Consider the following 21,028-nt stretch of genomic DNA (forward strand, 5'->3'; position numbering starts at 1 on the left):
GGAGGCCAGGGCGGGTGGGCCAGGGGGAGGGGGTGAGCGTGGACATGGTTCTCCTTGGGGGGGGTGGGGGGTGCGTGCGGGGATCAGGGGTCAGCGGACGCGGGACAGGAAGTCGCGCGTGCGGGTGTGCTGCGGGTGGTCGAGCACCTGGGCCGGCGGCCCCTGCTCGACGACCCGCCCGTGGTCGAGGAACACGACGTGGTCGGCGACCTCGCGGGCGAAGGCGATCTCGTGCGTGACGATGACGAGCGTCGTGCCCGTGTCCGCCAACCCCCGGATGACCCCGAGCACCTCGCCGACGAGCTCCGGGTCCAGCGCCGAGGTCGGCTCGTCGAGCAGGACCACCGACGGCTCGAGCGCCAGGGCCCGGGCGATGGCGACGCGCTGCTGCTGCCCGCCGGACAACTGCCGGGGGCGGGCCGAGCCGCGGTCGCCGAGTCCGACCCGATCGAGCAGGGTCCGTGCCCGCGCTCGGGCCGTGGCGAGCGGGACCCCGGCGGCGATCGGCCCCTCGGCGACGTTCTCGAGCGCGGTGAGGTGCGGGAACAGGTTGAAGTGCTGGAACACGAAGCCGATCCGGGACCGCTGCCGCAGGATGTGCCGCTCGGGCAGCTCCTTCCAGCGGGGTACGCCGTCGCGGCCGGTGCGCAGGCGGACGCCGATGGGCTCGTCGCCGACGGTGACGACCCCGCGGTCGAGCGGTTCGAGGTGGTTGATCGCCCGGAGCAGCGTGGACTTGCCGGAACCGGAGGGGCCGAGGACGACGGTCACGCTGCCGGACGGCAGCGACAGGTCGATGCCGTCGATGACGACGCTGTCCCCGAACGCCTTGACGGCCCCGTGGATGCTGATCGCTGCGCTCATCAGACGGTCCTGTCGTCGATGGTGGAACCGGGGCCGGACGCGACCACGCGCGCTGCGGAGGCGGCCTGCCGGGGGTGATCCGGGCCTCCAGGCCGTCCCGACCCACGTCCGGAAGCGCGACGCACGGCGGTGCGCACCCGCTGCCACGGTGTCGGCGGCAGCGCCCGGACCGAGCCTCGGGCCGTCCACCGCTCGACGTGGTACTGCACGATCGACACCGCACTGGTGAGCACGAGGTACCAGATCGTGGCGACGACGAGCAGCGGGATGATGTCCGTCGGGTAGGTGCTCGACAGGTTCTGCACCACGCCGAACAGGTCGAGCAGCGAGACGTAGAACAGCAGCGACGAGGCCTTCAGCAGTCCGACGACCTGGTTGACGAACGCCGGCACGATCGACCGCAGCGCCTGCGGCAGGATCACCCGCACGAACTGGCGGCGGCGGGGGAGCCCCAGTGCCTGTGCGGCCTCGTGCTGCCCGTGGTCGACGGCGAGCACGCCGGCGCGGACGATCTCCGACGCGTAGGCGATCTCGCTGAGGCTCAACCCGATCACGCCGATCGCCAGGTCGCCGAGGACGTTGGCGGTCGGCACCTGGAACTGCGGACCGAAGGGGATCCCGATGCCGATGGTCGGGTACAGCGACCCGAGGTTGTACAGGAAGACGAGCACCAGGATGAGCGGCACCGACCGGAACAGCCAGACGTACCCCCAGGCGAGCCCGGACAGCACGGGGTTCCGCGACAGCCGTGCGATCGCGACGACCACACCGCCGGCGAAACTGATCACCGCGCTCAGCGCCGTCGCCGTCAGCGTCAGCTGCAGTCCGGTCAGGACGGCGGGGCTGAACAGCCACTTGCCGACGGCGGGCCAGCCCCACTGCTCGTTGGTGAACAGCGTCTCGACGAAGTTCAGCAGCACCACGAGCACGAGGGCCGCGGCGATCCACCGCATCGGGTGGCGCAGCGGCACGACGGGGCGGTCGAGTGCGGCGTGTCCGGCCGCGACGATGGTCGCGGACGTCGGCCTGGAGGCGCGTCCCGCCTCGGGCGGTCGACCCCCGTCGTCGACGCTGGTCGCCTCCCGCTGCGGGGCCCTGGTGGTGTCGGTCATGTCGCGACCGTAGGAGGCCTGGGCGGCGCCGACAACGGGTCGCGCAACACCCCGCCACGCGACGCAACACCCGGCCATCCGGCGCAACGCGGCGTCACAGAACGGTGTCCTGGGTGACGTTCCGTGACGGCCGACGAAGCGCTACCGTTGCGCCATGACAGCGCATCGTGTGACCGCCCCGGCACCCCCGGCGGACGGCACCAAGGTGAAGGGTCCGGCGTCGTACTTCCCGAGCATCGAGACGACGTACGGCCGCCCGGTGCAGGAGTGGCTCGACCTGGTCGCCGACCGGCTCGACGACCACCAGCACATGGAGGTCGTCGGGTGGCTCAAGTCCGAGCACGGCCTCGGGCACGGGCACGCGAACGCCCTGGTCGCCTACGTGAAGCACGCGCTGGCCCCCTGAGCGGTCGCGCGTCCCTGCGTGGTGCCGCGGCGGTGTCGGTCGCGCTGCTCGCTGTGTGGTGCGGCGGGTGTCGGCCGCGCTGCGTGGTGCGGCGGGTGTCGGTGGTCGTTCCTAGCGTGGTGGCGTGGCCGAACCCGTCGATGCGTGGTGGCGCCGCCGACAGTGGTCGCGCGGCGAAGCGGTGCCGTACGCCGTCGGACAGTTCCGCGCGGACTGGGCGCCGTACCCGGTGCTCATCAGGCAGTACCACCCCGACCTGAACCACGGCGTTGTCCTGACCCAGGTCCCCCCGGCGGCCGAGGTCCTGCTCACCTGGGAGTGCGACGTCGGGCACGTCTTCGTCGCGACGCCCTCCGAACAGCGGTCCCGCCCGGGTCGTGAGCGCCGCCGCTCCGTCTGGTGCCCCGAGTGCGCGGTGCAGGCCCAGCCGCAGCGGTGGCCGGTGCTGCCGTCGGACTGGCCCCAGGCGGTGCCCGTGCCGCAGCGGGTCGTCCGGAGTACCGGACGACAGACCCTGCCGGCGGCTCCGGTCCGCGGGGTCCCGGCCGGCGCCGTTGCGTCGAGCCGTGCCCGGTCCCGTCGGCCCGTCGCCGGGTCCGCCGGGTCGGCCGCTGGGGCACCCCGTCGGGCCGCCCAGTCCGTTCCCCGCACGATCTGCCCGAAGACCCCGCGGTTGCCGTCGGGTGAGTCGTTCACGAGCGTCTGCGCCCCGGCGACGGCATCGGCGGTCGAAGCCGAACTCCGAGGCATGCTGTCCGACCGGTTCGCGTTCACCTACGACCACTCCGCGATCCGGCTCGACCGCCCGTTCTTCGACCACGTCGAGGCCTGGCCGGACATCATCCTGCCCGAGCTCCGCGTCGCGATCGAGTACGACTCCACCGGTCGGCACGGGCTCGAGCACGTCGGCCCCCGGCAGGAGACCGACCGCAGAAAGGACCGCGCCGTCCGTGCCGTGGGGTGGGAGGTCGTCCGCATCCGCACCGGACGGCTGCCGGCGCTCGGCCCGTACGACCTGCAGGTCTCGGGCATCTCCGGGCGGACCGTCGAGCGGCTTGCGGACACCCTGCGCGAGCTCCGGGGCGCGCTGTTCGTCGACGCGTACACCCGGTGACGCCGCCGACCGGGGGACAGGCGCGGCGTGACGGGGTACGACCCGGCTGGGAGCGGTCGCGAGCGACGGGTAGGTATACATGGTGACCACCGTCTTCTGTCTCCACGCCCTCGGCGCGAGTTCCGAGGAGTTCGCGCTGCTGCGCGCCGAACTCGTCGGCGACCTCGACCTGATCGGCATCGACCTGCCCGGCTTCGGTCGCAGCCCGGCGTCGTCCGGCACCACCGTCGAGGAGATGGCCGTCCTGGTGGAGCGCGCGATCGGGGCGAGCGGCTCGACGGAGTGGATGCTCCTCGGGCACTCGATGGGCGGCAAGGTCGCCACGGTGGTGGCCGACCGCACGATCTCCGGCGCGAACGGCCTGTTCGGGCTGCGAGCCGTGGTGCTCCTCGCCGCGTCCCCGCTCGCTCCCGAGCCGATGGACGACGACCGCCGCTGGACGATGCTGTCATGGGCTGCGGGTGGCCCGATCGGCGCCGAGGACGCCGAGGAGTTCGTCGCCGCCAACACCGCGGCACCCCTGGCGCCCTCGCGGCACAGCGCGGCGGTGCAGGACGTCGAGCGGACCGACCCGGCAGCCTGGACGGACTGGCTGTCCCGCGGCAGCCGCGAGGACTGGTCGGACGCCGCACCGAACCCGGTGCCCGCCCTGGTGCTCGCCGGCGCCGAGGACGGCGACCTCGATGCCGACGCCCAGCGCCGCCTGACCCTGCCGCACTGGCCGAACAGCGAGCTCCACGTCGTCGACGGCGCAGCCCACCTGCTGCCCTGGGAACAGCCCGAGGCCGTGGCCGAGCGCATCCGCGACTTCTGGCAGCGCCGTGTCACGGGGTCGCCGGTCGTCCCCGTGGAGCACGCCCGCGTGATCGCCTCACCGCGGGTCAGCGCCCGGACCCGAGGTCTGCTGGCCCAGCGGGCACTGCCCGACGACCCGGCGGCCGCACCCCACGCCCTGATGCCGACGCAGTTGGACACCCTGCGTGCGGTCGCGCGGATCGTCGTCCCGCAGCCCGGCACCGACCAGGTCGACCTGGCACTGCGGGTCGACGCGCAGCTGGCCGCCGGGCTCGGCGACGGCTGGCGGCCGGACGGCCTGCCGGTGGACGCCGAGGCCTACCGTGCCGCGCTCGACGTGCTCGCCGCACCCGCCCGCGACGGCGTGCTCGACCAGGCCCTCGAGTCCGTGGCTGCCGGGCGGTACCGCGCCGACGGCGATCTCGACGCCGAGCAGCTGCGCGCGTGGTTCGAGGACGCCAGCGTCGACCTCGTGAAGCACTGGCTCGCACACCCCGCCACCCTGGCCGCCATCGACTTCGACGGCTACGCGAACGGCGGCGACGGCGTCCGCAAGCAGGGCTTCCAGCTGCTCGCGGCGGGCGAGCGCGAGGCCTGGGAACCCGAGGCCCCCGCCGGCCCCGGTACCGCCGGCACCGCCGGCACGATGGACACCGCACCGACGACCGGAGCTGCACGATGAGACTCGACGGACAACGCACGTACGGCACGGACGACGTCATCGACGTGGTGGTGGTCGGCACCGGGGCCGGGGGAGCGCCGCTCCTCGCATCGCTGGCCCGCCGTGGCCTGACGGTCGTCGCGCTCGAGGCCGGTCGCAACACCGAGCCGGGCGACCACGTGCCGGACGAGGTCGCCGCCCCCGGTGACATCAACTGGATGGACGAGCGGCTGAGCGGCGGTGGGACCCCCACGGCCTTCGGCCCGAACAACAGCGGCACGGGCGTCGGCGGTTCTACGCTGCACTGGGGCGCGTTCACCCCGCGGCCGAGCGAGCACGACCTGCGGCTGCGGACCGAGAGCGGCGCGGGGCAGGACTGGCCGATCAGCCACGCCGAACTCACCGGCTGGATCGAGCAGGTCGAGCACGACGTCGGCGTCGCCGGCCCTGAGCACTACCCGTGGGACCCGTCCCGCCGTTACCGGATGCGCCCGCCGGCCCGGAACGCCTCGTCGGACATGATGATGCGCGGCACCGCGGCCGCCGGGATCACCGCGACCGACGCCCCCGTCGGCCTGACCACCGAGGACCGGCACCAGGAGCACCACGGGCTGCGTCAGGCCTGCGTGTCCTGCGGCTCGTGCCACCAGGGCTGCCGCAACGGCTCGAAGGTGTCGATGGACACGACCTACCTGCCCGCCGCCGTGGCGTTCGGTGCCGAGATCCGTCCGGAGTCCTTCGTGCACGGCATCGAGCTCGACGCGGCGGGACGGGTCGAGGCGGTCCTGTACACCGCCGACGGGCGCGAGCACCGCCAGCGCTGCCGGACCCTCGTCCTCGCCGCGGGCGGTGTCGAGACGCCGCGGCTGCTGCTGCACACCGGTGTCGCGAACGGCAGCGGACAGGTCGGCCGGAACTTCACCGCGCACGGAGCCACCCAGGTGTGGGCGCGCTTCGACGAGTCGATGCGCTCGTACCGCGGGTACCCGTCGTCGATCATCACCGAGGACTTCGTCCGACCGGCGGACGCCGACTTCGCGGGCGGCTACCTCATCCAGAGCCTGGGCGTGCAGCCACAGACCTTCGCGACCTCGCTGGTCCGGGGTGGCGGACTCCGCGGCACCGAGCTCGTCCGGGCGCTGCAGGACTACCCGTTCTCGGCCGGCGTCGGCATCAACGCCGAGTGCCTGCCGTACGACGACAACCGCCTCGAGCTGACCGACGAACTCGACGAGCACGGTGTCCCGCGTGCCCGGGTCTCGTTCACCCCGGGCTCGAACGAGGAAGCGATCCGTCGTCACGCGGTCCGCACGATGACGACCATCGTCGAGGCTGCCGGTGGGCAGGACGTCCGGGTGCTCGAACGCACGGCGCACACCATCGGCACCGCGCGGATGGGCACGGACCGCGAGACCTCCGTCGTCGACCGGGACGGCCGCTCGTGGTACGTCCCGAACCTGTGGATCGCCGACAACTCGGTGTTCCCGAGCGCGGTCATCGCGAACCCGGCGCTGACGATCATGGCGCTCTCGCTCCGCACCGCCGACCGCATGCTGCAGGCCGCCTGAGCAGGTGCCCCGACGGCCTGGTCGCGCGTCAGCCCCGCAGCGCGAGCGCCTCGCTCGTCCACCGTGCGTGCAGGTCCCACGGGTCGTCGACCCCGGCGGCGACGGCGTCCACGTGGGCCAGGAGTTCCGGCGTCACCCGGAACCACTCGGTGCCCGGGTACCGGCTGGCGGCGAAGGCTGCGTGCCGGCGGCGTTCGAGGGTCCGGTCACCGCGCTCGAACGCCAGCAGGTCCTGGTGCGGGATCGCCGCGAGCCGCTGCCGAGGGTTCATCGTCGTGCCGATCTTGATGCGGTCGCCGAAGTCGTCGCGCATCCGCAGGTAGTAGACGACGTCGACCCGAGGGGGAGCGAGGTCGCCGTCCGGCACGTCACCCCAGCGCCACTCGCACCGGGCGCACACCGCACCCGAGGGGAACCGCACCCCGATCCGCGAACCGCACGCCGGGCACGGTCCGGGCAGGGTGTCCTCGATGCCGGAGTGTTCGGCGGCGAGGTCGGCGACGAACGCGACGTGCGCGCCGCACAGGGGGACGCCCGCGAGCCCGTCCGCGAGCACGCCCGCGCAACCCGGCACGCAGCACGACGAGGTGACCATGCGCCGAACGCTAGCCCGACCCACCGACGTGCCCCGGGCCTCCCGGCCGCTGCGCGCGCTGGGCGTACCGGGTCGAATCGGTCGTACCTGGTCAAATCGGGCGTACCTGGTCGAATCGGGCGTACCTGGTCCGTTCTTCCCACCAGGTATGCCCGTTCCTACCAGCCATCGCACCCGTTCTGGGAAAGAGCGGGCGTACCTGCGGGAACCGGGCGTACCTGGTCGGATCGAGCGTATCTGGTCGAATCGGGCGTACCTAATCCGCTCTTCCGATCAGGTATGCCCGTTCCTACCTGCCATCGCGCCCGCTCTGGGAAAGAGCGGGCGTACCTGCGGGAACCGGGCGTACCTGGTCGAACCGGGCGTACCGGCCAAGATCGGGCGTACCTGGTCCGTTCTTCCGACCAGGTACGCCCGTTCCCACCAGCCATCGCACCCGCTCTGGGAAGGAACGGGCACGCAGGCCGCCGTCAGTCGGTGAAGATCACCCCGACGGGCTCGCGCTTCTCCTCCTGGAACTCGTCCTCACCGCGACCGAGCGCCCAGTACGCCGACAACGACATCTCGCGCTTCTCCAGCCCCCAGTCGTCCTGCAGCAGCCGACGGATCGCCTTCATCGCGGTCCGCTCGCCGTGCGCGAAGACCTGGACCGGCCTGGAGGCACGCGGCAGCCCGCGGGCCGTCTCCAGCAGGAGCGTGCCCGGCTGGGCGCCGGTGGCGTCCCGGTGCAGCCACCGCAGGTCGACCCCGGCCGGGTGCCGGATGTCCTGCTCGTCGGCGGGCCCGGCCACCTCGACCAGGGCGACGCCGACGGCGGAGCCGGGCATCGACTCGAGTGCGGCGCCGATCGCGGGCAGGGCGCTGTCGTCGCCGAGCAGCACGTGCGTGACCGCCGGGTCAGGGGTCGGCGCGTAGCCACCACCGGGCCCGGACAGGGCGAGTCGATCGCCGGGCTGCGCAGACGCTGCCCAGGGACCGGCGAGGCCCTCCTCGCCGTGCACGACGAAGTCGATCGCGATGGTCCGCGTGGTGTGGTCGACCGCACGCACCGTGTAGGTGCGGCGGGCGGGGCGGTCGTGCTTCGGCAGGGTCTCGCGCAGGGCCTCGAGGTCGTACGGCGGCACGAGTCCGAGCGACGGCTTCGCGAGCAGGAGCTTGACGTACTTGTCGGTCGAGCCGAGCCGGTCGGGGTCGGCCTGGGCGACGAAGTCCTCGAAGGCCGAGCCGCCCAGGTGCACGCGCACCATGTGGGGCGAGAGCCGTTCGGTGCGGTCGACGACGAAGACGTGCTGGGGGCGTTTGGGTTTCGAGCTCATCGTGGGGGAGCTTCCTCTCGCGGGTTCGGCGCCACCTGGGTGATCCCTGCTTGACGCGCGCGGCACTAAGGTTAGCCTTACCTCATGGACTCGACCGTCATCCCGTTCTCCGAGCTGCTGCGGCGTCGCACGCGGCGCTCGCACGGTGCCTCGGCCACGAGCGGCTTCATGCAGGACCTGCTCGGCGGCGACTGCGACGTCGCCGACTACGCGGACCTGCTCGGACAGTACGCCTTCGTGTACGACGCGCTCGAGCGGGCGGCGGAACGCATGGCCGACCACCCCGTGGCGGCGCCGTTCGTCACCGCGCAGCTCACCCGGATGCCGGCGATCCGCGCCGACCTCGAGTACCTGATCGGCCCGGACTGGTCCGAACTGGTGTGCCCGCTGCCCGCGACGACCGCGTACGTGCGACGCCTCAACGAGGTCGCGGCTGAGTGGCCCGGCGGCTTCGTGGCACACCACTACACGCGGTACCTCGGCGACGTGTCCGGCGGGCACGTGATCGGGCAGGTGCTGGCCGAGCGGTTCGGGTTCGACACGAACGGCGTCCTCTTCTACATCTTCGACCAGGTCGCCGACCCGAGCGACTTCGAGCACACCTACCGGGCCCAGCTCGACGCCGCGCCCTGGACGGCCGAGGAGCAGGAGCGGGTGATCGCCGAGGTCGAGCTCGCCTACGAGCTGAACCGTGGGCTGCTCGCCGGCCTCGACGCCCGCCGTGCTCCGTTCCGTCAGGAGCCGGGCGACACGTCGGTCGCCGCCGTCACGGCCTGACCGCACAGCGGCGGTCCCCGCGCAGAGCCCCTCGGCCCCGGCCCCGGCCCCGGCCTCGCGTCCGTCCGGACGGTCGACGTCATGCGCCCCCGGGTGCCGATACGCTGCTGGGACCCGGGACCAGCCTCCCGGACGACCCGGAAAGGACTCCATGACGGCGATCGACGGATCTGCACGCCACGAGCGCGCGCGGGACGACGTCAGCGGTGCGGTCGACAGTGACCTGCGCGCCGACGTGCGGTACCTCGGCAACCTCCTCGGCCGGGTGCTGCGGGAGAACGGGGGCGACGAACTGCTCCACGACGTGGAGTCGTTGCGCGCCGCCGTGATCGACGCCTACGAGGGCGACCACGCCGAGGGTGCAGCGCGTGCCCAGGCGATCGTCTCGGGCATGTCGGCCGAACGCGCCGAGGCCGTGGCACAGGCGTTCACCACCTACTTCCACCTCACCAACCTGGCCGAGGAGCACCACCGCGTGCGGGTCCTCCGGCAGCGCGGTGACGACGGCGGCGTGGCCGGCGACTCGTTCCCCGCCACCTACGCCGAGCTCGTCGCCGAGGTCGGCGAGGCCGAGGCCGCCGAGCGCCTCCGCACCCTGCGGTTCCACCCGGTGCTGACGGCCCACCCGACCGAGGCCCGCCGCCGCGCGGTCACCACGGGTGTCCGCCGCATCACGGACCTCATCGACGAGCGCGACCGTGCCCGCAACGCGATGGCCCGCGCCGAGAACGAGCGCCGCCTGCTCGAGGAGATCACGACCCTCCTGCGCACCTCGCCGCTCCGCACCACCCGGCCGACCCCGCTCGACGAGGTCCGCACCGCGATGAGCGTGTTCGACCAGACCCTGTTCGAGATCGTCCCGCAGGTCTACCGCCTGCTCGACGACCGGCTGCAGGGCGACGACGCCGGCCGCGCTTCCGTGATCGCGCCCGCGTTCGTGCGGTTCGGCACCTGGATCGGCGGCGACCGCGACGGCAACCCGCACGTCACGGCCGACGTCACCCGCCAGGCCGCCGAGATCGCGGCGGAGCACATCCTGCTCGGCCTCGCCCGCGCGACCACCCGCATCGGCAGCGCCCTGACCCTCGACGCGAGCGACACCCCCGCCGACGCCGGCCTCACCGCCCTCGTCGCCGCGCAGGAGTCCCTCGACCCGGGCATCGCCGAGCGCATCGGCGTCCGCGCACCGAACGAGACCCACCGTCGTGCGCTCCTGTTCGTCGCCGCGCGCATCGACGCCACCCGGACCGGCACCACACCGCTGGCCTACGACGGCCCCGAGGCGCTGCTGGCCGACCTCCGCACCATCCAGGCGTCGCTCATCGCCGCCGGTGCCATCCGCCCGGCGAACGGCGAGCTGCAGAACCTCGTCTGGCAGGTCGAGACCTTCGGGTTCCACCTGGCCGAGCTCGAGGTCCGGCAGCACTCGCAGGTGCACCGAACGGCCCTCGCCGAGATCCGCGCCGGTGGCGAACTGAGCGAGACCACCGAAGAGGTCCTCGCCGTGTTCCGCACGATCGCCGGGCTGCAGTCCCGCTACGGCGTCCGTGCGGCGAACCGGTACATCGTGTCCTTCACGCAGTCCCCGGCGGACCTGGCGAACGTGCACGAACTCGCGGTCGCCGCGCTCGGATCCGCCGAGGCCGCGCCGGTGCTCGACGTCATCCCGCTGTTCGAGACCTTCGCCGACCTGCACGCCAGCGTCGACATCCTCGACGAGGCCGTCCGCACCGAGGCGTTCCAGCGACGCCTCGCCGCGACCGGCCGTCGGCTCGAGGTCATGCTCGGCTACTCGGACTCGTCGAAGGACGTCGGCCCGGTGTCCGCGAACCTGGCGCTGTACGACGCCCAGGCCCGCATCGCCGACTGGGCCCGCGACAACGACATCGAGCTGACCCTGTTCCACGGCCGGGGCGGTTCGCTCGGCCGCGGTGGCGGTCCCGCCAACGAGGCGGTCCTCGCGCAGCCGCCGGGGTCGATCGACGGTCGCCTGAAGCTCACCGAGCAGGGTGAGGTCATCTTCGCCCAGTACGGCGACCAGGACATCGCCGCCCGCCACCTCGAGCAGATGGCCTCGGCGACGCTGTTCGCGTCGTCGCCGTCGAACGAGGCGCGCACCGCCGCCGCGGCCGCCCGGTTCGCCGACCTCGCCCAGCAGCTCGACGACGTCTCGCGCGTCGCCTTCTACGACCTGGTCAAGGCCGACGGCTTCGCGCCGTGGTTCGCCCGGGTCACCCCGATGGAGGAGATCGGCCTGCTGCCCCTCGGCTCCCGCCCGGCCCGTCGTGGCCTGTCGGTGGAGTCGCTGGAGGACCTCCGCGCCATCCCGTGGGTGTTCTCGTGGACGCAGGCGCGCATCAACCTCGCCGGCTGGTACGGGCTCGGCTCCGCGCTCGAGGCCGTCGGCGACGTCGACGTGCTCCGCGCCGCGTACGCCGATTGGCCGCTCTTCGCCGCGATGATCAAGAACGTCGAGATGTCGCTCGCGAAGACCGACGAGCACATCGCCCGCCGGTACCTCGAGCTCGCCGACCGCGACGACCTCGCCGCGAAGGTGCTCGACGAGATGGTCCGCACCCGCGACTGGGTGCTCCGCGTCTCCGGCGGCAGCGACGTGCTCGAGGACCGACCCGTCCTCGCCCGCGCCGTGCGCCTCCGCAGCCCGTACGTCGACGCCCTGTCGCACCTGCAGCTCCGTGCGCTGCGCGCCATCCGTACGTCCGGCAGCACGGACCCGACGGACGCCGACCACCGGCTCCTGCTGCTCACCGTCAACGGGATCGCGGCCGGCCTGCAGAACACGGGCTGACGCCCCCGACCGACGGACAGGTGGCCCGGTGCCAGCTGGCACCGGGCCTCCTGTCCGTCCGCGCGCACGTCCCGGGTCGCGCCGCCGAGTGGTCACGAACCGTCGGCTGCGCCGTCGCCGAGCGACGGAACGCGACCACTCGGCGGACGTGAGCGGGGTGTCGTGACCACTCGCGCCTCACGCCGCCGCTCCGCCGAGTGGTCACGACACGTCGGGAGGCCCCGGCCGAGAGGTCACGAACCGTCGGCTGCGCCGTCGCCGAGCGACGGAACGCGACCACTCGGCGGACGTGAGCGGGCTGTCGTGACCACTCACGCGCCGGACGGGAGGCCCGTGGCGGGGCCGCACCGGGCCTCCCGTCCGTCCGCGCGCACGTCGCAGGCCGCGTTTCGTGAGCAGCAACGGTCGCTTCCGGCACCGCGACCCGACCGTGGCTGCTCACGAAGTGCCTGTCGAATCGATTCGGGGACGCGTAGCGTGTCCGAGGTGACGACGGAGCGCAGGCTGGGACCGACGACGACCGTGCTGCCCCCGATCGTGCCGCTGGCGCTCATCGTCGGCGTGTCGCCGTTCGCCACGGACATGTACATCCCCGCACTCCCGGCCATCGCGCGCGACCTCGGCACCACGCCCGGCGCGGTGCAGCTGTCGCTCACGGCGTTCCTCGTGGCCTTCGCGGTCGGCCAGCTGCTCGTCGGACCGGTGAGTGACGGGATCGGTCGTCGGCCGATGCTCGTCGTCGGGACCGCCCTGTTCGCCCTCGCGTCGGTCGGCTGCGCGCTCGCCCCCGACGTCGTGACGCTGGTGGTGGCCCGCGTTGCGCAGGGACTCGCCGGTGCCGCGGGCGCCGTGGCGGGCCGGGCGATGGTGTCCGACGTGACGAGCGGCACCCGGATGGCGAAGGTGTTCGGCACGCTCGCGGCCATCAACGCGATCGGACCCGTGGTGGCCCCGCTGGTCGGGGGAGCGGTGCTGACGGTCGGCACGTGGCGGCTCATGTTCGTCGTGCTGGCCGTGCTCGGCGCCGTGTTCTTCGTGGCCGTGGTGCTGCGGTTCCGCGAGACCCTGCCGCCGGAGCGTCGTGGTGGCGTCGGGTTCGCGGCCAACGGGCGGCGCATCCGCGAGCTCCTGGCGATCCCGCGGTTCCGGGCCTACGTGCTGAGCGGGGTGCTGTCGACGGTGGGGTTCTTCGCGTACATCGCGACGAGCTCGTTCGTGTTCCAGTCGGAGTTCGGGTTCTCCGCGGGCCTGTACACGCTGGTCTTCGCCACGAACGCGTCGATGATGATCGTCACGACGCTGCTGTTCGGTCGGCTCGTCGGACGGTTCACCGAAGACGCCCTGCTGACCCTGGGCCTGGTCGTCGGGACGGTCGGGGCCACGGCCGTGTTCGTGTCGGCGTTCCTCGGACTCGGGGCCGTGCCGGTGTGGTGCGCCCTCGCGGTCGTGACGGCCGCGTGGGGCTTCGTCCTGCCGTCGGCGATGACCCGCACCCAGCACGTCGGTGCGGCGCACCCGGGCACCGCGGCCGCCCTGCAGGGCGGGCTGACCTTCGGCATCGGCGGTCTCGGCACCCCACTCGCCGGCGCGCTCGGCGGCACCGCACTGGCAATGGGCGGGGTGATGGCAGCGCTGATGGCCGCGGCCGTGGTGGTCCAGGTGACGGCGACGCGGCGAAACCGGTCCCACAACTGAGGGCGACGCGGCGAAACCGGTCCCACAACTGAGGGTCTGAGCCGGTAGGTTGCTGGTTGCAAGGCGCACCGATCTGAGGAGACCCACCGAGATGGACATCGTCGTACACGAGGCGGAGACCGACACCGCCGTCCTGGAGTGCAGCGGCCGGCTCAACATGGTCTCCGCGCCCACGTTCCGCGAGACCGTCGCGCAGATCGTCGGCAACGGGCGTTCGCGGCTCGTGGTCGAGCTCTCCGGGGTCGAGTTCATGGACTCCTCCGGCCTCGGCGCCCTGGTCGGCAGCCTGAAGACCGCGCGGCAGGCCGGCGGCGACCTCCGCATCGCGGCACCGTCGGAACAGGTCCAGATGGTGCTCAAGCTCTCCAACATCGACAAGATCCTGCGGACGTACCCCGACGGGGACGCCGCGGTGACCGACTGGTGATGACCGCCCCCGTCGCCGAGCACATGCTCGCACTGGCGTGCCCCCCGGATGACGTGTCCGCCGTGCACGACTTCCTCGCGGGCGTGTGGCAGCACGAGCCGTCGGTCGCGACCGAGGACCGGATGGCCCTCGAACTCGCGCTCGTCGAACTCACCTCGAACGTCATCGAGCACGGCGCGCGTGCGGACGGCGTCTCGTGCGAACTCCGGCTCGAGATCGGCGACGAGCGCTTCCAGGCGCTGCTCTCCGACGACGGGGTCGCGGCGACGGTGGATCCCGATGCCGCCGTGCTGCCCGACGACTTCGCCGAAGGCGGTCGCGGGCTCGCCCTCGTCCGGATGGTCGTCGACGATCTGCGGTACGAACGCGTCGCCGACCGGAACCGCTGGACGGTGCTGCGCTCCCGGCATTGAGCGGGAGCACGGCCGTCACGCATCGACGGATCCGCCCCGGTCGTCCGCCCAGCGCACTCCGTGGGCCGTAAACCGCAATGACGGATCGCCGATTGCCGCGCATCCTGGACACCGTGTCACGATTCGCGCGATGACTGTCGAGCCTGATCCCCGGATCCGGTTCGAGACGTCCGGCGCCGGACTCGACGCGGCCGTGCAACTGTACGAAGAGGCCTACGAGAGCACGGGGTTCTCGGCGTCCCGGACCGATCGTCCGTTCGCGTACCGGTTCCAGGTCGTCGGCGATGACTTGATGACGTTCCGCTCCACCCGGTTCGACGGGCGGATGCAGGGCGAGGTCGAGGTCCCCGACGAGTACGTCGTGATGTGGACCTCCGACGGCGGTGGCCGCGTCGACGTCGGTCGCCAGGAGGTCGACTTCGCACCGGGGACGCCCCGCGTGTTCCCGACACGGCGCCCCTTCGCGTTCGACCTGCAGGACATCCGCCAGAGCCTCGTGCAGTTCGACCGCACGTACCTGGAGGGCGTCGCCGCCGAGGTGCACGGCACCCGGCCCGGCCCCCTGGTGTTCGACCACACCGCGGCGCCCCGGCCGGAGGACCTCCGCGCCTGGAACGCCCGGGTGCAGCGTGCCGCAGCGATCGTGCTCGGCCCGGCACCGCTCACCGAGCTGGCCCTCGCCGAGACCGTGCGCGAGACCGCGCTGGCGTTCCTCGACACGTTCCCGCACGAGTCCATCGCCCCCGACGTCGGGCTGCCGCAGGGCGCCACGGGCCGCGTCCGCGAGGCCGTGGAGTTCATGCACGCCTTCGCCCACACGCCCGTGACCACGACCGACGTCGCCCTGCACGTCGGCCTGAGCGTCCGGGGGCTGCAGCAGGCGTTCCAGCGGCAGGTCGGCACAGCGCCGAACGCGTTGCTGCGGGGGATCCGCCTGGACCGCGTGCACGAGGAACTCCGGCGTGCGTCGGCGGGTGACCTGACGGTGGCGAGCGTGGCGCTGCGCTGGGGCTTCGCGCACCTCGGCCGGTTCTCGGCGGCGTACGCGTCGCGCTTCGGGCAGTACCCGCGCGACACGCTGCAGCAGCCCCGGGGCGCGGTCCCGCAGCCCTGACGCACGTCACACTCCGGATCGCGCCTCGCCGGTTCGTTACGCTGCCCGGGTGAGCAGACCGCGACCGTGGGTGATCGTCCCCGGCATCTGGAACTCGGAGCCGGACCACTGGCAGTCCGTCTGGGAGCGGGAGGGGGAGCAGCAGGACGAGCGCGACCGCCACCACCAGCTCCGCGCCGCCGTCCGCATCGCCCCCACCTCCTGGAGCGACCCGGACCCCGACGACTGGCGCGCCGCGATCGCCACGGCCGTGGCCTCGTGCGCGGAGCCCCCGGTCCTCATCGCCCACAGCCTCGGCGTCCTGGCCGTCGCCGACTGGCTCGTCACCACGGTGGACGCTCCCACGCTCGTCGACGGCGCCTTCCTCGTCGCCCCGCCCGACCCGCTCGGCGACGCGTTCCCGGCCGAGGCCGCGGGCTTCGTGGCACCGCGGCCGGTGCCCCCGGCCCAGCAGATCCCGACGCGCCTCGTCCTGAGCGACGACGACCCGTACTGCAGCGCTGACCGGGCCGTCGTGTTCGCCGACGCGATGGGCGCGGACGTCGTCCGTGTCGGTGCCCTCGGGCACGTGAACGTCACCAGTGGTGTCGGTGCCTGGTCCGCGGGACGGGAACTGCTACGGGCGTTCGAGGACGGCCTCCGCCCACCTCGGTGAGCACGGGGCGCGACACGCCGCTCAACTCCGCTCCGATATGGCAGGCGGTACAGCGACACACCGCGGATGTCCCGCGTTTCGTCCCGCGCGATATTTATCCTTCGGACATGGAGACCCAGTCCGGCGCACGCACCCCGCTCGTGGACCCGTTCGGCCGCGAGCTCGAGGAGTGGCTCCGCGACGCACCGGCGACCCGTGCCCCGTACGTTCCGGACCTCGTCGTCCCGCCCGTCACCGGCCCCGTGCAGCGCCCCGGACACGCCGCGATCAGCACCTCGACCGCCGACGAAGCGACGGCCGCAGCGCCGACCGCCGACGCGACAACCGCGACGACCGCCCCGGCGCACGCCGCCACCCCGGCACCGGCCGACGAGACGACCCCGTCGGCGCCCGCCGCCCCCGCGTTCCGCCGCGACCGCGCCCGGCACGCCGCTGTCTGCGCCCCGTCCTTCCCGGAGCCGCCGGAGCGTCTGGCCCTCCGCATCGAGGACCTCGCCGTCGAGATGTCCTCGTCGACGGGCCGCAGCAGCATCGAGCGCATCGTCCTGCTCGAGGACGAGGTCCGCCGCCGTGACGAGGACCTCGCTCGCCTCGCCGCGTGGGAGGCCACCGTCGCCGACTCCGACGACCCCGAGGTGACGGCCGCCCGCGCCTTCGCCCACACCGTCTTCGCCGACCTGCTGACCGACGCCGCCGCCGAGGCGGACCGCCGCGACCGCGCCGCAGCCCGCCGCGCAGCGACCGCGCCCGTGACGCTCGTCACCCGACCGGCCCCGGTGCCGACCCGCGCAGCACGGAGCGTCCCCGCAGCAGAGCAGGCACCCGCACCGGAAGCCGCACCGGTGGTGGAACTCGTCACCCCGGAACGCGACGAACCCGTCCGGCCGGTGCTGGGCCTCCCGGCCGTGTCCCCGGTGTCCGCGGCCACACGACCGACCCCGCTCGTCCTGCCCGCCACCGGGCCGACGGTCATCGACCGCGCGGCCTTCGCCGCCGCGCTCACCGCGCACCAGGGCGTCACCGCCAGCACGCCGGTCGTCCTGCCGGACGCCGTCGCCGCACCCGTCGTCCCGGCCCCCGTCGCGGACGCGGCAGAAGCCGACACCGACACGGCGGCAGAGCCGGCCGCGGCCGGCTGGTGGTCGCGACTCGTCGACCGGCTGCTCGGCCTGCTCGGTCGTCGCTGACGGCTTGCGGCCACGGCGCCGTCGGGTGCACCGCCTCCGGTCGCACCGCCTCCGGTCGCACCGCCTCCGGTCGTACCGCCTCCGGTCGCATGGCCTTCGGTCGCATCGCTCCGGGTCGCACTGCTTCCGGTCGTACTGCCTGGAGGCCCGGATCACCCCACACGGGCCGGCTGCCCCGTGCGGGGCGGTCGCCTCGGTACACTGACGGGATGCCGACGCTCCGCGAACTCCAGGCCGTGATCGAGGACCTGTGGCCCGCCGCCGGTGCCGAGTCGTGGGACTCCGTCGGGCTCGTCGCGGGTGACCCGGACGCCACCGTCGAGCACGTGCACCTCGCCGTCGACGCGGTCCCGGCCACCGCCCGTGAAGCCGTCGAACTCGGCGCCGAGCTCCTGCTCACGCACCACCCGCTGCTGCTCCGCGGGGTGACGACGATCGCCGAGTCGACCTACAAGGGCAGTGTCCTCGCGACCCTCGTGCGTGGCGGCAGCGCCCTGCTCGCGGCGCACACCAACGCCGACGTCGTGACGACCGGCACCTCGGCCGTCCTCGCCGACCGCCTCGGGCTGACCGAGCAACGCCCGCTCGACGCCGGAGCCGACCCCGACACGGGCATCGGCCGAGTCGGGGTGCTGCCCGAGGGGACGACCCTCGGCGCCCTCGCCCGGAAGCTCGTCGACCTGCTGCCGCCCACCGCGACCGGCGTCCGCGTCTCCGGTGACTTCGACCAGCCCGTCCGCACCGTGGCGCTGTGCGCGGGTGCCGGCGACTCGCTGCTCGGCCACCCCGCCGTGCTCGACGCCGACGTGTACATCACGAGCGACCTGCGGCACCACCCGGCCTCGGAGTTCCGCGAACAGGCGCTGCTCGGCGGCGGGCCGGCGCTGATCGACACCTCGCACTGGGCCACCGAGTGGCTCTGGCTCGACGTGGCCGCGGAGCAGCTGCGCAGCCGGGCCGGGGTCCGCGTCACCGTGAGCGACCTCCGCACCGACCCGTGGGACTTCGCCGTCCTGCCGGCCGCCGAACCCACCACCCCCACAGAAGGAGCCTGACCATGAAGGCAGCACCCGAGGACCAGGTCATCCTCCTCGACGTCCAGCGTCTCGACAACGACGTCACCCGCATCGCCCACCGCATCACGTCGTTGCAGAAGGGCGACCAGCTGACCGAGCTGAGCAAGCAGGCCGCGGCGCTCCGGAGCGAACTCGTCGCCGCCACCGGCGAGGTCGAGGACGCCGAGCGCGACCTCGCCCGCCTGGAGTCCGACACCGCCGTGGCACAGGCCCGTGTCGAACGCGACACCACGATGCTGCAGAACGTCGCGAACGCGAAGGACGCCGCCGGACTGCAGAGCGAGCTCGACTCGCTGCAGCGGCGCATCGGCGGCCTCGAGACCGCCGAGCTCGAGATCATGGAGAACCTCGACGGGCTCCGCGCCCGGGTCGGTGACGTCGAGGCCAAGCTCGCTGACGTCGAGGCCGCCCGCGGTGGCCTGGTCGCCGAGCGCGACGCGGAGATCGCCCGGCTCACGGCCGACCGAGAGTCCGCCGAGCAGGCCCGTGCCGACGTCGCCGCCAAGGTGCCGGCCGAGCTGCTCGCCCTGTACGACCGGCAGCGTGCGCGCTACGGCTTCGGTGCCTCGCTGCTGCAGGGCGGCGTGTCGACGGCCTCGGGCGTGGCGCTCAACAACTCCGACCTGCAGACCATCCGCCGGGCTGCGCCCGACGACGTGGTGCTGTGCCCCGACAGCGAGGCGATCCTGGTGCGGACGGCCGAGTCCGGGCTGTAGTCGCGAGCGACGTCCGGGCCGGAGGCGCGGTGCCGGCTGGCACCGCGCCTCCTGTCCGTGGTGGGCTGGTCGCAACGCGTCGCGCGCGTCGCGCGCGTCACGCCGAGAGGTCACGAACTGTCGGCTGCGGCCGTGCCGGCCGACAGTTGGTGACCGCTCGGCGAACCTGAGCGGGGAGTCGTGACCGCGCGCGCCGTCCGACGGGAGGCCCGTGGCGGCTGGCACCGCGCCTCCTGTCCGTCGTGGGCTGGTCGCAACGCGTCGCGTGGGTGCCGTCGGCCGGTCACGAACTGTCGGCTGCGGCCGTGCCGGCCGACAGTTGGTGACCGCTCGGCGAACCTGAGCGGGGAGTCGTGACCGCGCGCGCCGCCCGCGCGGGCCAACGCAGCACGGAGAAGGGGGGCGAATGGGCCGGCCGTACGCCGGGTTCTGTCCCGCCGCTTGCACGGCGGTGACGGCCATCTCTCTCGGACCGACGTTGCCGTCGGCCTCCAGCGGTCTACCCGAGGACTCGGCGAGCAGCCTCAACGTCCTCTGTCTGACCTTGCTCCGGGCGAGGTTTACCGAGCGGATCCGGTCACCCGGACCCCTGGTGGTCTCTTACACCACCGTTTCACCCTTACCGACGTCTCCGCCGGCGGTCTGCTTTCTGTGGCACTGTCTCGCGGATTGCTCCGGGTGGGTGTTACCCACCGCCCTGCTCTGTGGAGCCCGGACGTTCCTCGGCGCTCCCGGGGGAGCGACGCGACCGTCTCACCGACCCATTCGCTGGAGCGAGTCTACCCGGCTCCGCGATGCCCGATGCGAGGGGCGCCCCACCCACACTGCTACCTGATGAGAACGGGCGTACCTGGTCGGAAGTTCCGACCAGGTACGCCCGGTTCGACCAGGCACGCCCGCGACCCTGCACGCCGATCCGACCCGGGACCCCCGCGACCAGGCACGCCCGCGACCAGGCACGCCGATCCGACCCGGACTAGACGCTGCGCGCCGCCAGGGTCGCGGCGCCGATGATGCCGGCGTTGTTGCGGAGCGTCGCGGGGATGATGTCGGCCTGCAGGTCGAGCAGCGGGAGGAACTCCTCGTACTGCTTCGAGACCCCGCCGCCGACGACGAAGAGCTCGGGGGAGAGCAGGGCCTCGAGCGTCGAGTAGTACTTCTGCAGGCGCTTCGCCCAGTGCTTCCACGACAGGTCGTCGCGCTCCTTGGCGGCGAACGAGGCGCGCGACTCGGCGTCGTGCCCCTCGATCTCCAGGTGCCCGAGCTCCGAGTTGACGATGAGCACGCCGTCGTTGATGAGCGCGGTGCCGATGCCGGTGCCGAGCGTCGTCACGATGACCAGGCCGTCCTTGCCCTTGGCCGCACCGAACTGCTGCTCGGCGAACCCGGCGGCGTCGGCGTCGTTGACGAAGTGGATGGAGCGGCCGAGCTCCTTCTCGAACAGCGCCTCGGCCTCGAAGCCGATCCACTTCTTCGACACGTTCGCGGCGGACATCGTCTTGCCGTCCCGCACGATGGCCGGGAAGCAGACGCCGACGGGCACGTCGTCACCGGGGGCGAGCTCGCCGATGATCTCCTTGACCACCGCCGTGATGTCCTGGGGCTTCCCGCCCTCGGGCGTGGCCTTCTTGATGCGGTCCGTGGTGAGGGCGCCGGACGCGACGTCGACGATCGCGCCCTTGATGCCCGTACCACCGATGTCGACGCCGACTGCGAGGGAGGTCATGA

The 21,028-nt window shown here is 73.0% G+C and carries 19 protein-coding genes and 1 other RNA gene; 14 read left to right on the forward strand and 6 right to left on the reverse strand.

Features of this window, described 5'->3' with window-relative positions; genetic code table 11:
- Positions 1-90: 90 nt before the first annotated feature.
- Together DEJ27_RS16145 and DEJ27_RS16150 are read right to left on the reverse strand one after the other, a co-directional pair.
- Positions 91-864 (reverse strand): amino acid ABC transporter ATP-binding protein, encoded by a 774-nt coding sequence (locus DEJ27_RS16145; RefSeq protein WP_111091439.1) that lies wholly within the window; start codon positions 862-864, stop codon positions 91-93.
- Positions 864-1,976 carry an amino acid ABC transporter permease gene (locus tag DEJ27_RS16150; protein ID WP_111091440.1) on the reverse strand — a complete coding sequence of 371 codons (1,113 nt, stop codon included), beginning with the start codon at positions 1,974-1,976 and terminating at the stop codon, positions 864-866. Before DEJ27_RS16150 ends, DEJ27_RS16145 begins: the two co-directional genes overlap by 1 nt.
- 154 nt (positions 1,977-2,130) lie before the next feature.
- Here DEJ27_RS16150 and DEJ27_RS16155 point away from each other — a divergent pair, with 154 nt between their 5' ends.
- The 4 genes from DEJ27_RS16155 (at position 2,131) to DEJ27_RS16170 (ending at position 6,520) form a co-directional block, all read left to right on the forward strand.
- Positions 2,131-2,382: a DUF4287 domain-containing protein gene (locus DEJ27_RS16155; protein WP_110862214.1), complete on the forward strand. Its 252-nt coding sequence runs from the start codon at positions 2,131-2,133 to the stop codon at positions 2,380-2,382.
- A gap of 124 nt (positions 2,383-2,506) precedes the next feature.
- Positions 2,507-3,496: a zinc-ribbon domain-containing protein gene (locus DEJ27_RS16160; protein ID WP_110862216.1), complete on the forward strand. Its 990-nt coding sequence runs from the start codon at positions 2,507-2,509 to the stop codon at positions 3,494-3,496.
- An 82-nt stretch (positions 3,497-3,578) separates the two neighbouring features.
- The gene (locus DEJ27_RS16165; protein ID WP_181430180.1) at positions 3,579-4,973 is read left to right on the forward strand and encodes an alpha/beta fold hydrolase; all 1,395 of its coding nucleotides are present in this window, start codon (positions 3,579-3,581) and stop codon (positions 4,971-4,973) included.
- Positions 4,970-6,520 carry a GMC family oxidoreductase gene (locus DEJ27_RS16170; RefSeq protein ID WP_111091442.1) on the forward strand — a complete coding sequence of 517 codons (1,551 nt, stop codon included), beginning with the start codon at positions 4,970-4,972 and terminating at the stop codon, positions 6,518-6,520. Before DEJ27_RS16165 ends, DEJ27_RS16170 begins: the two co-directional genes overlap by 4 nt.
- A gap of 28 nt (positions 6,521-6,548) precedes the next feature.
- Here the strand turns inward: DEJ27_RS16170 and DEJ27_RS16175 are convergent, their stop codons facing one another.
- Together DEJ27_RS16175 and DEJ27_RS16180 are read right to left on the reverse strand one after the other, a co-directional pair.
- A complete protein-coding gene (locus DEJ27_RS16175) occupies positions 6,549-7,115 on the reverse strand; it encodes a GIY-YIG nuclease family protein (RefSeq protein WP_110862220.1) in 567 nt (188 codons plus the stop codon).
- A gap of 470 nt (positions 7,116-7,585) precedes the next feature.
- Positions 7,586-8,431 (reverse strand): siderophore-interacting protein, encoded by an 846-nt coding sequence (locus DEJ27_RS16180; protein WP_111091443.1) that lies wholly within the window; start codon positions 8,429-8,431, stop codon positions 7,586-7,588.
- An 84-nt stretch (positions 8,432-8,515) separates the two neighbouring features.
- Between DEJ27_RS16180 and DEJ27_RS16185 the strand changes: the two genes are divergently transcribed.
- The 10 genes from DEJ27_RS16185 to DEJ27_RS16230 all read left to right on the forward strand — a co-directional run bounded on the left by DEJ27_RS16185 (position 8,516) and on the right by DEJ27_RS16230 (position 19,300).
- A complete protein-coding gene (locus DEJ27_RS16185) occupies positions 8,516-9,208 on the forward strand; it encodes a heme oxygenase (biliverdin-producing) (RefSeq protein ID WP_110862225.1) in 693 nt (230 codons plus the stop codon).
- A 151-nt stretch (positions 9,209-9,359) separates the two neighbouring features.
- On the forward strand, positions 9,360-12,017 hold the full coding sequence (locus tag DEJ27_RS16190) for a phosphoenolpyruvate carboxylase (RefSeq protein WP_110862227.1): 2,658 nt from the start codon (positions 9,360-9,362) through the stop codon (positions 12,015-12,017).
- Between the two features lie 486 nt (positions 12,018-12,503).
- Positions 12,504-13,712 carry a multidrug effflux MFS transporter gene (locus DEJ27_RS16195; protein WP_258370389.1) on the forward strand — a complete coding sequence of 403 codons (1,209 nt, stop codon included), beginning with the start codon at positions 12,504-12,506 and terminating at the stop codon, positions 13,710-13,712.
- 91 nt (positions 13,713-13,803) lie between these two features.
- A complete protein-coding gene (locus DEJ27_RS16200) occupies positions 13,804-14,139 on the forward strand; it encodes an STAS domain-containing protein (RefSeq protein ID WP_017886068.1) in 336 nt (111 codons plus the stop codon).
- The gene (locus DEJ27_RS16205) at positions 14,139-14,552 is read left to right on the forward strand and encodes an ATP-binding protein (RefSeq protein ID WP_110862231.1); all 414 of its coding nucleotides are present in this window, start codon (positions 14,139-14,141) and stop codon (positions 14,550-14,552) included. Before DEJ27_RS16200 ends, DEJ27_RS16205 begins: the two co-directional genes overlap by 1 nt.
- A 130-nt stretch (positions 14,553-14,682) precedes the next feature.
- Positions 14,683-15,666 carry an AraC family transcriptional regulator gene (locus tag DEJ27_RS16210; protein WP_181430181.1) on the forward strand — a complete coding sequence of 328 codons (984 nt, stop codon included), beginning with the start codon at positions 14,683-14,685 and terminating at the stop codon, positions 15,664-15,666.
- A gap of 49 nt (positions 15,667-15,715) precedes the next feature.
- On the forward strand, positions 15,716-16,321 hold the full coding sequence (locus tag DEJ27_RS16215; RefSeq protein ID WP_111091446.1) for an alpha/beta hydrolase: 606 nt from the start codon (positions 15,716-15,718) through the stop codon (positions 16,319-16,321).
- Positions 16,322-16,428: 107 nt separating this feature from the next.
- Positions 16,429-17,508 (forward strand): hypothetical protein, encoded by a 1,080-nt coding sequence (locus tag DEJ27_RS16220; RefSeq protein WP_111091447.1) that lies wholly within the window; start codon positions 16,429-16,431, stop codon positions 17,506-17,508.
- Between the two features lie 209 nt (positions 17,509-17,717).
- Positions 17,718-18,563: a Nif3-like dinuclear metal center hexameric protein gene (locus tag DEJ27_RS16225; RefSeq protein ID WP_111091448.1), complete on the forward strand. Its 846-nt coding sequence runs from the start codon at positions 17,718-17,720 to the stop codon at positions 18,561-18,563.
- A 2-nt stretch (positions 18,564-18,565) separates the two neighbouring features.
- Complete coding sequence (locus DEJ27_RS16230) at positions 18,566-19,300, forward strand: zinc ribbon domain-containing protein (protein WP_110862241.1); 735 nt, start codon at positions 18,566-18,568, stop codon at positions 19,298-19,300.
- Between the two features lie 403 nt (positions 19,301-19,703).
- Here DEJ27_RS16230 and rnpB read toward each other — a convergent pair.
- Together rnpB and ppgK are read right to left on the reverse strand one after the other, a co-directional pair.
- Positions 19,704-20,064, reverse strand: an RNA gene (gene rnpB, locus DEJ27_RS16235) — RNase P RNA component class A.
- Between the two features lie 212 nt (positions 20,065-20,276).
- The gene (ppgK, locus tag DEJ27_RS16240; protein WP_027465446.1) at positions 20,277-21,026 is read right to left on the reverse strand and encodes a polyphosphate--glucose phosphotransferase; all 750 of its coding nucleotides are present in this window, start codon (positions 21,024-21,026) and stop codon (positions 20,277-20,279) included.
- Positions 21,027-21,028 lie beyond the last annotated feature (2 nt).

It is taken from the genome of Curtobacterium sp. MCPF17_018, from assembly GCF_003234135.1.
Classification (GTDB): Bacteria; Actinomycetota; Actinomycetes; order Actinomycetales; family Microbacteriaceae; genus Curtobacterium; species Curtobacterium flaccumfaciens.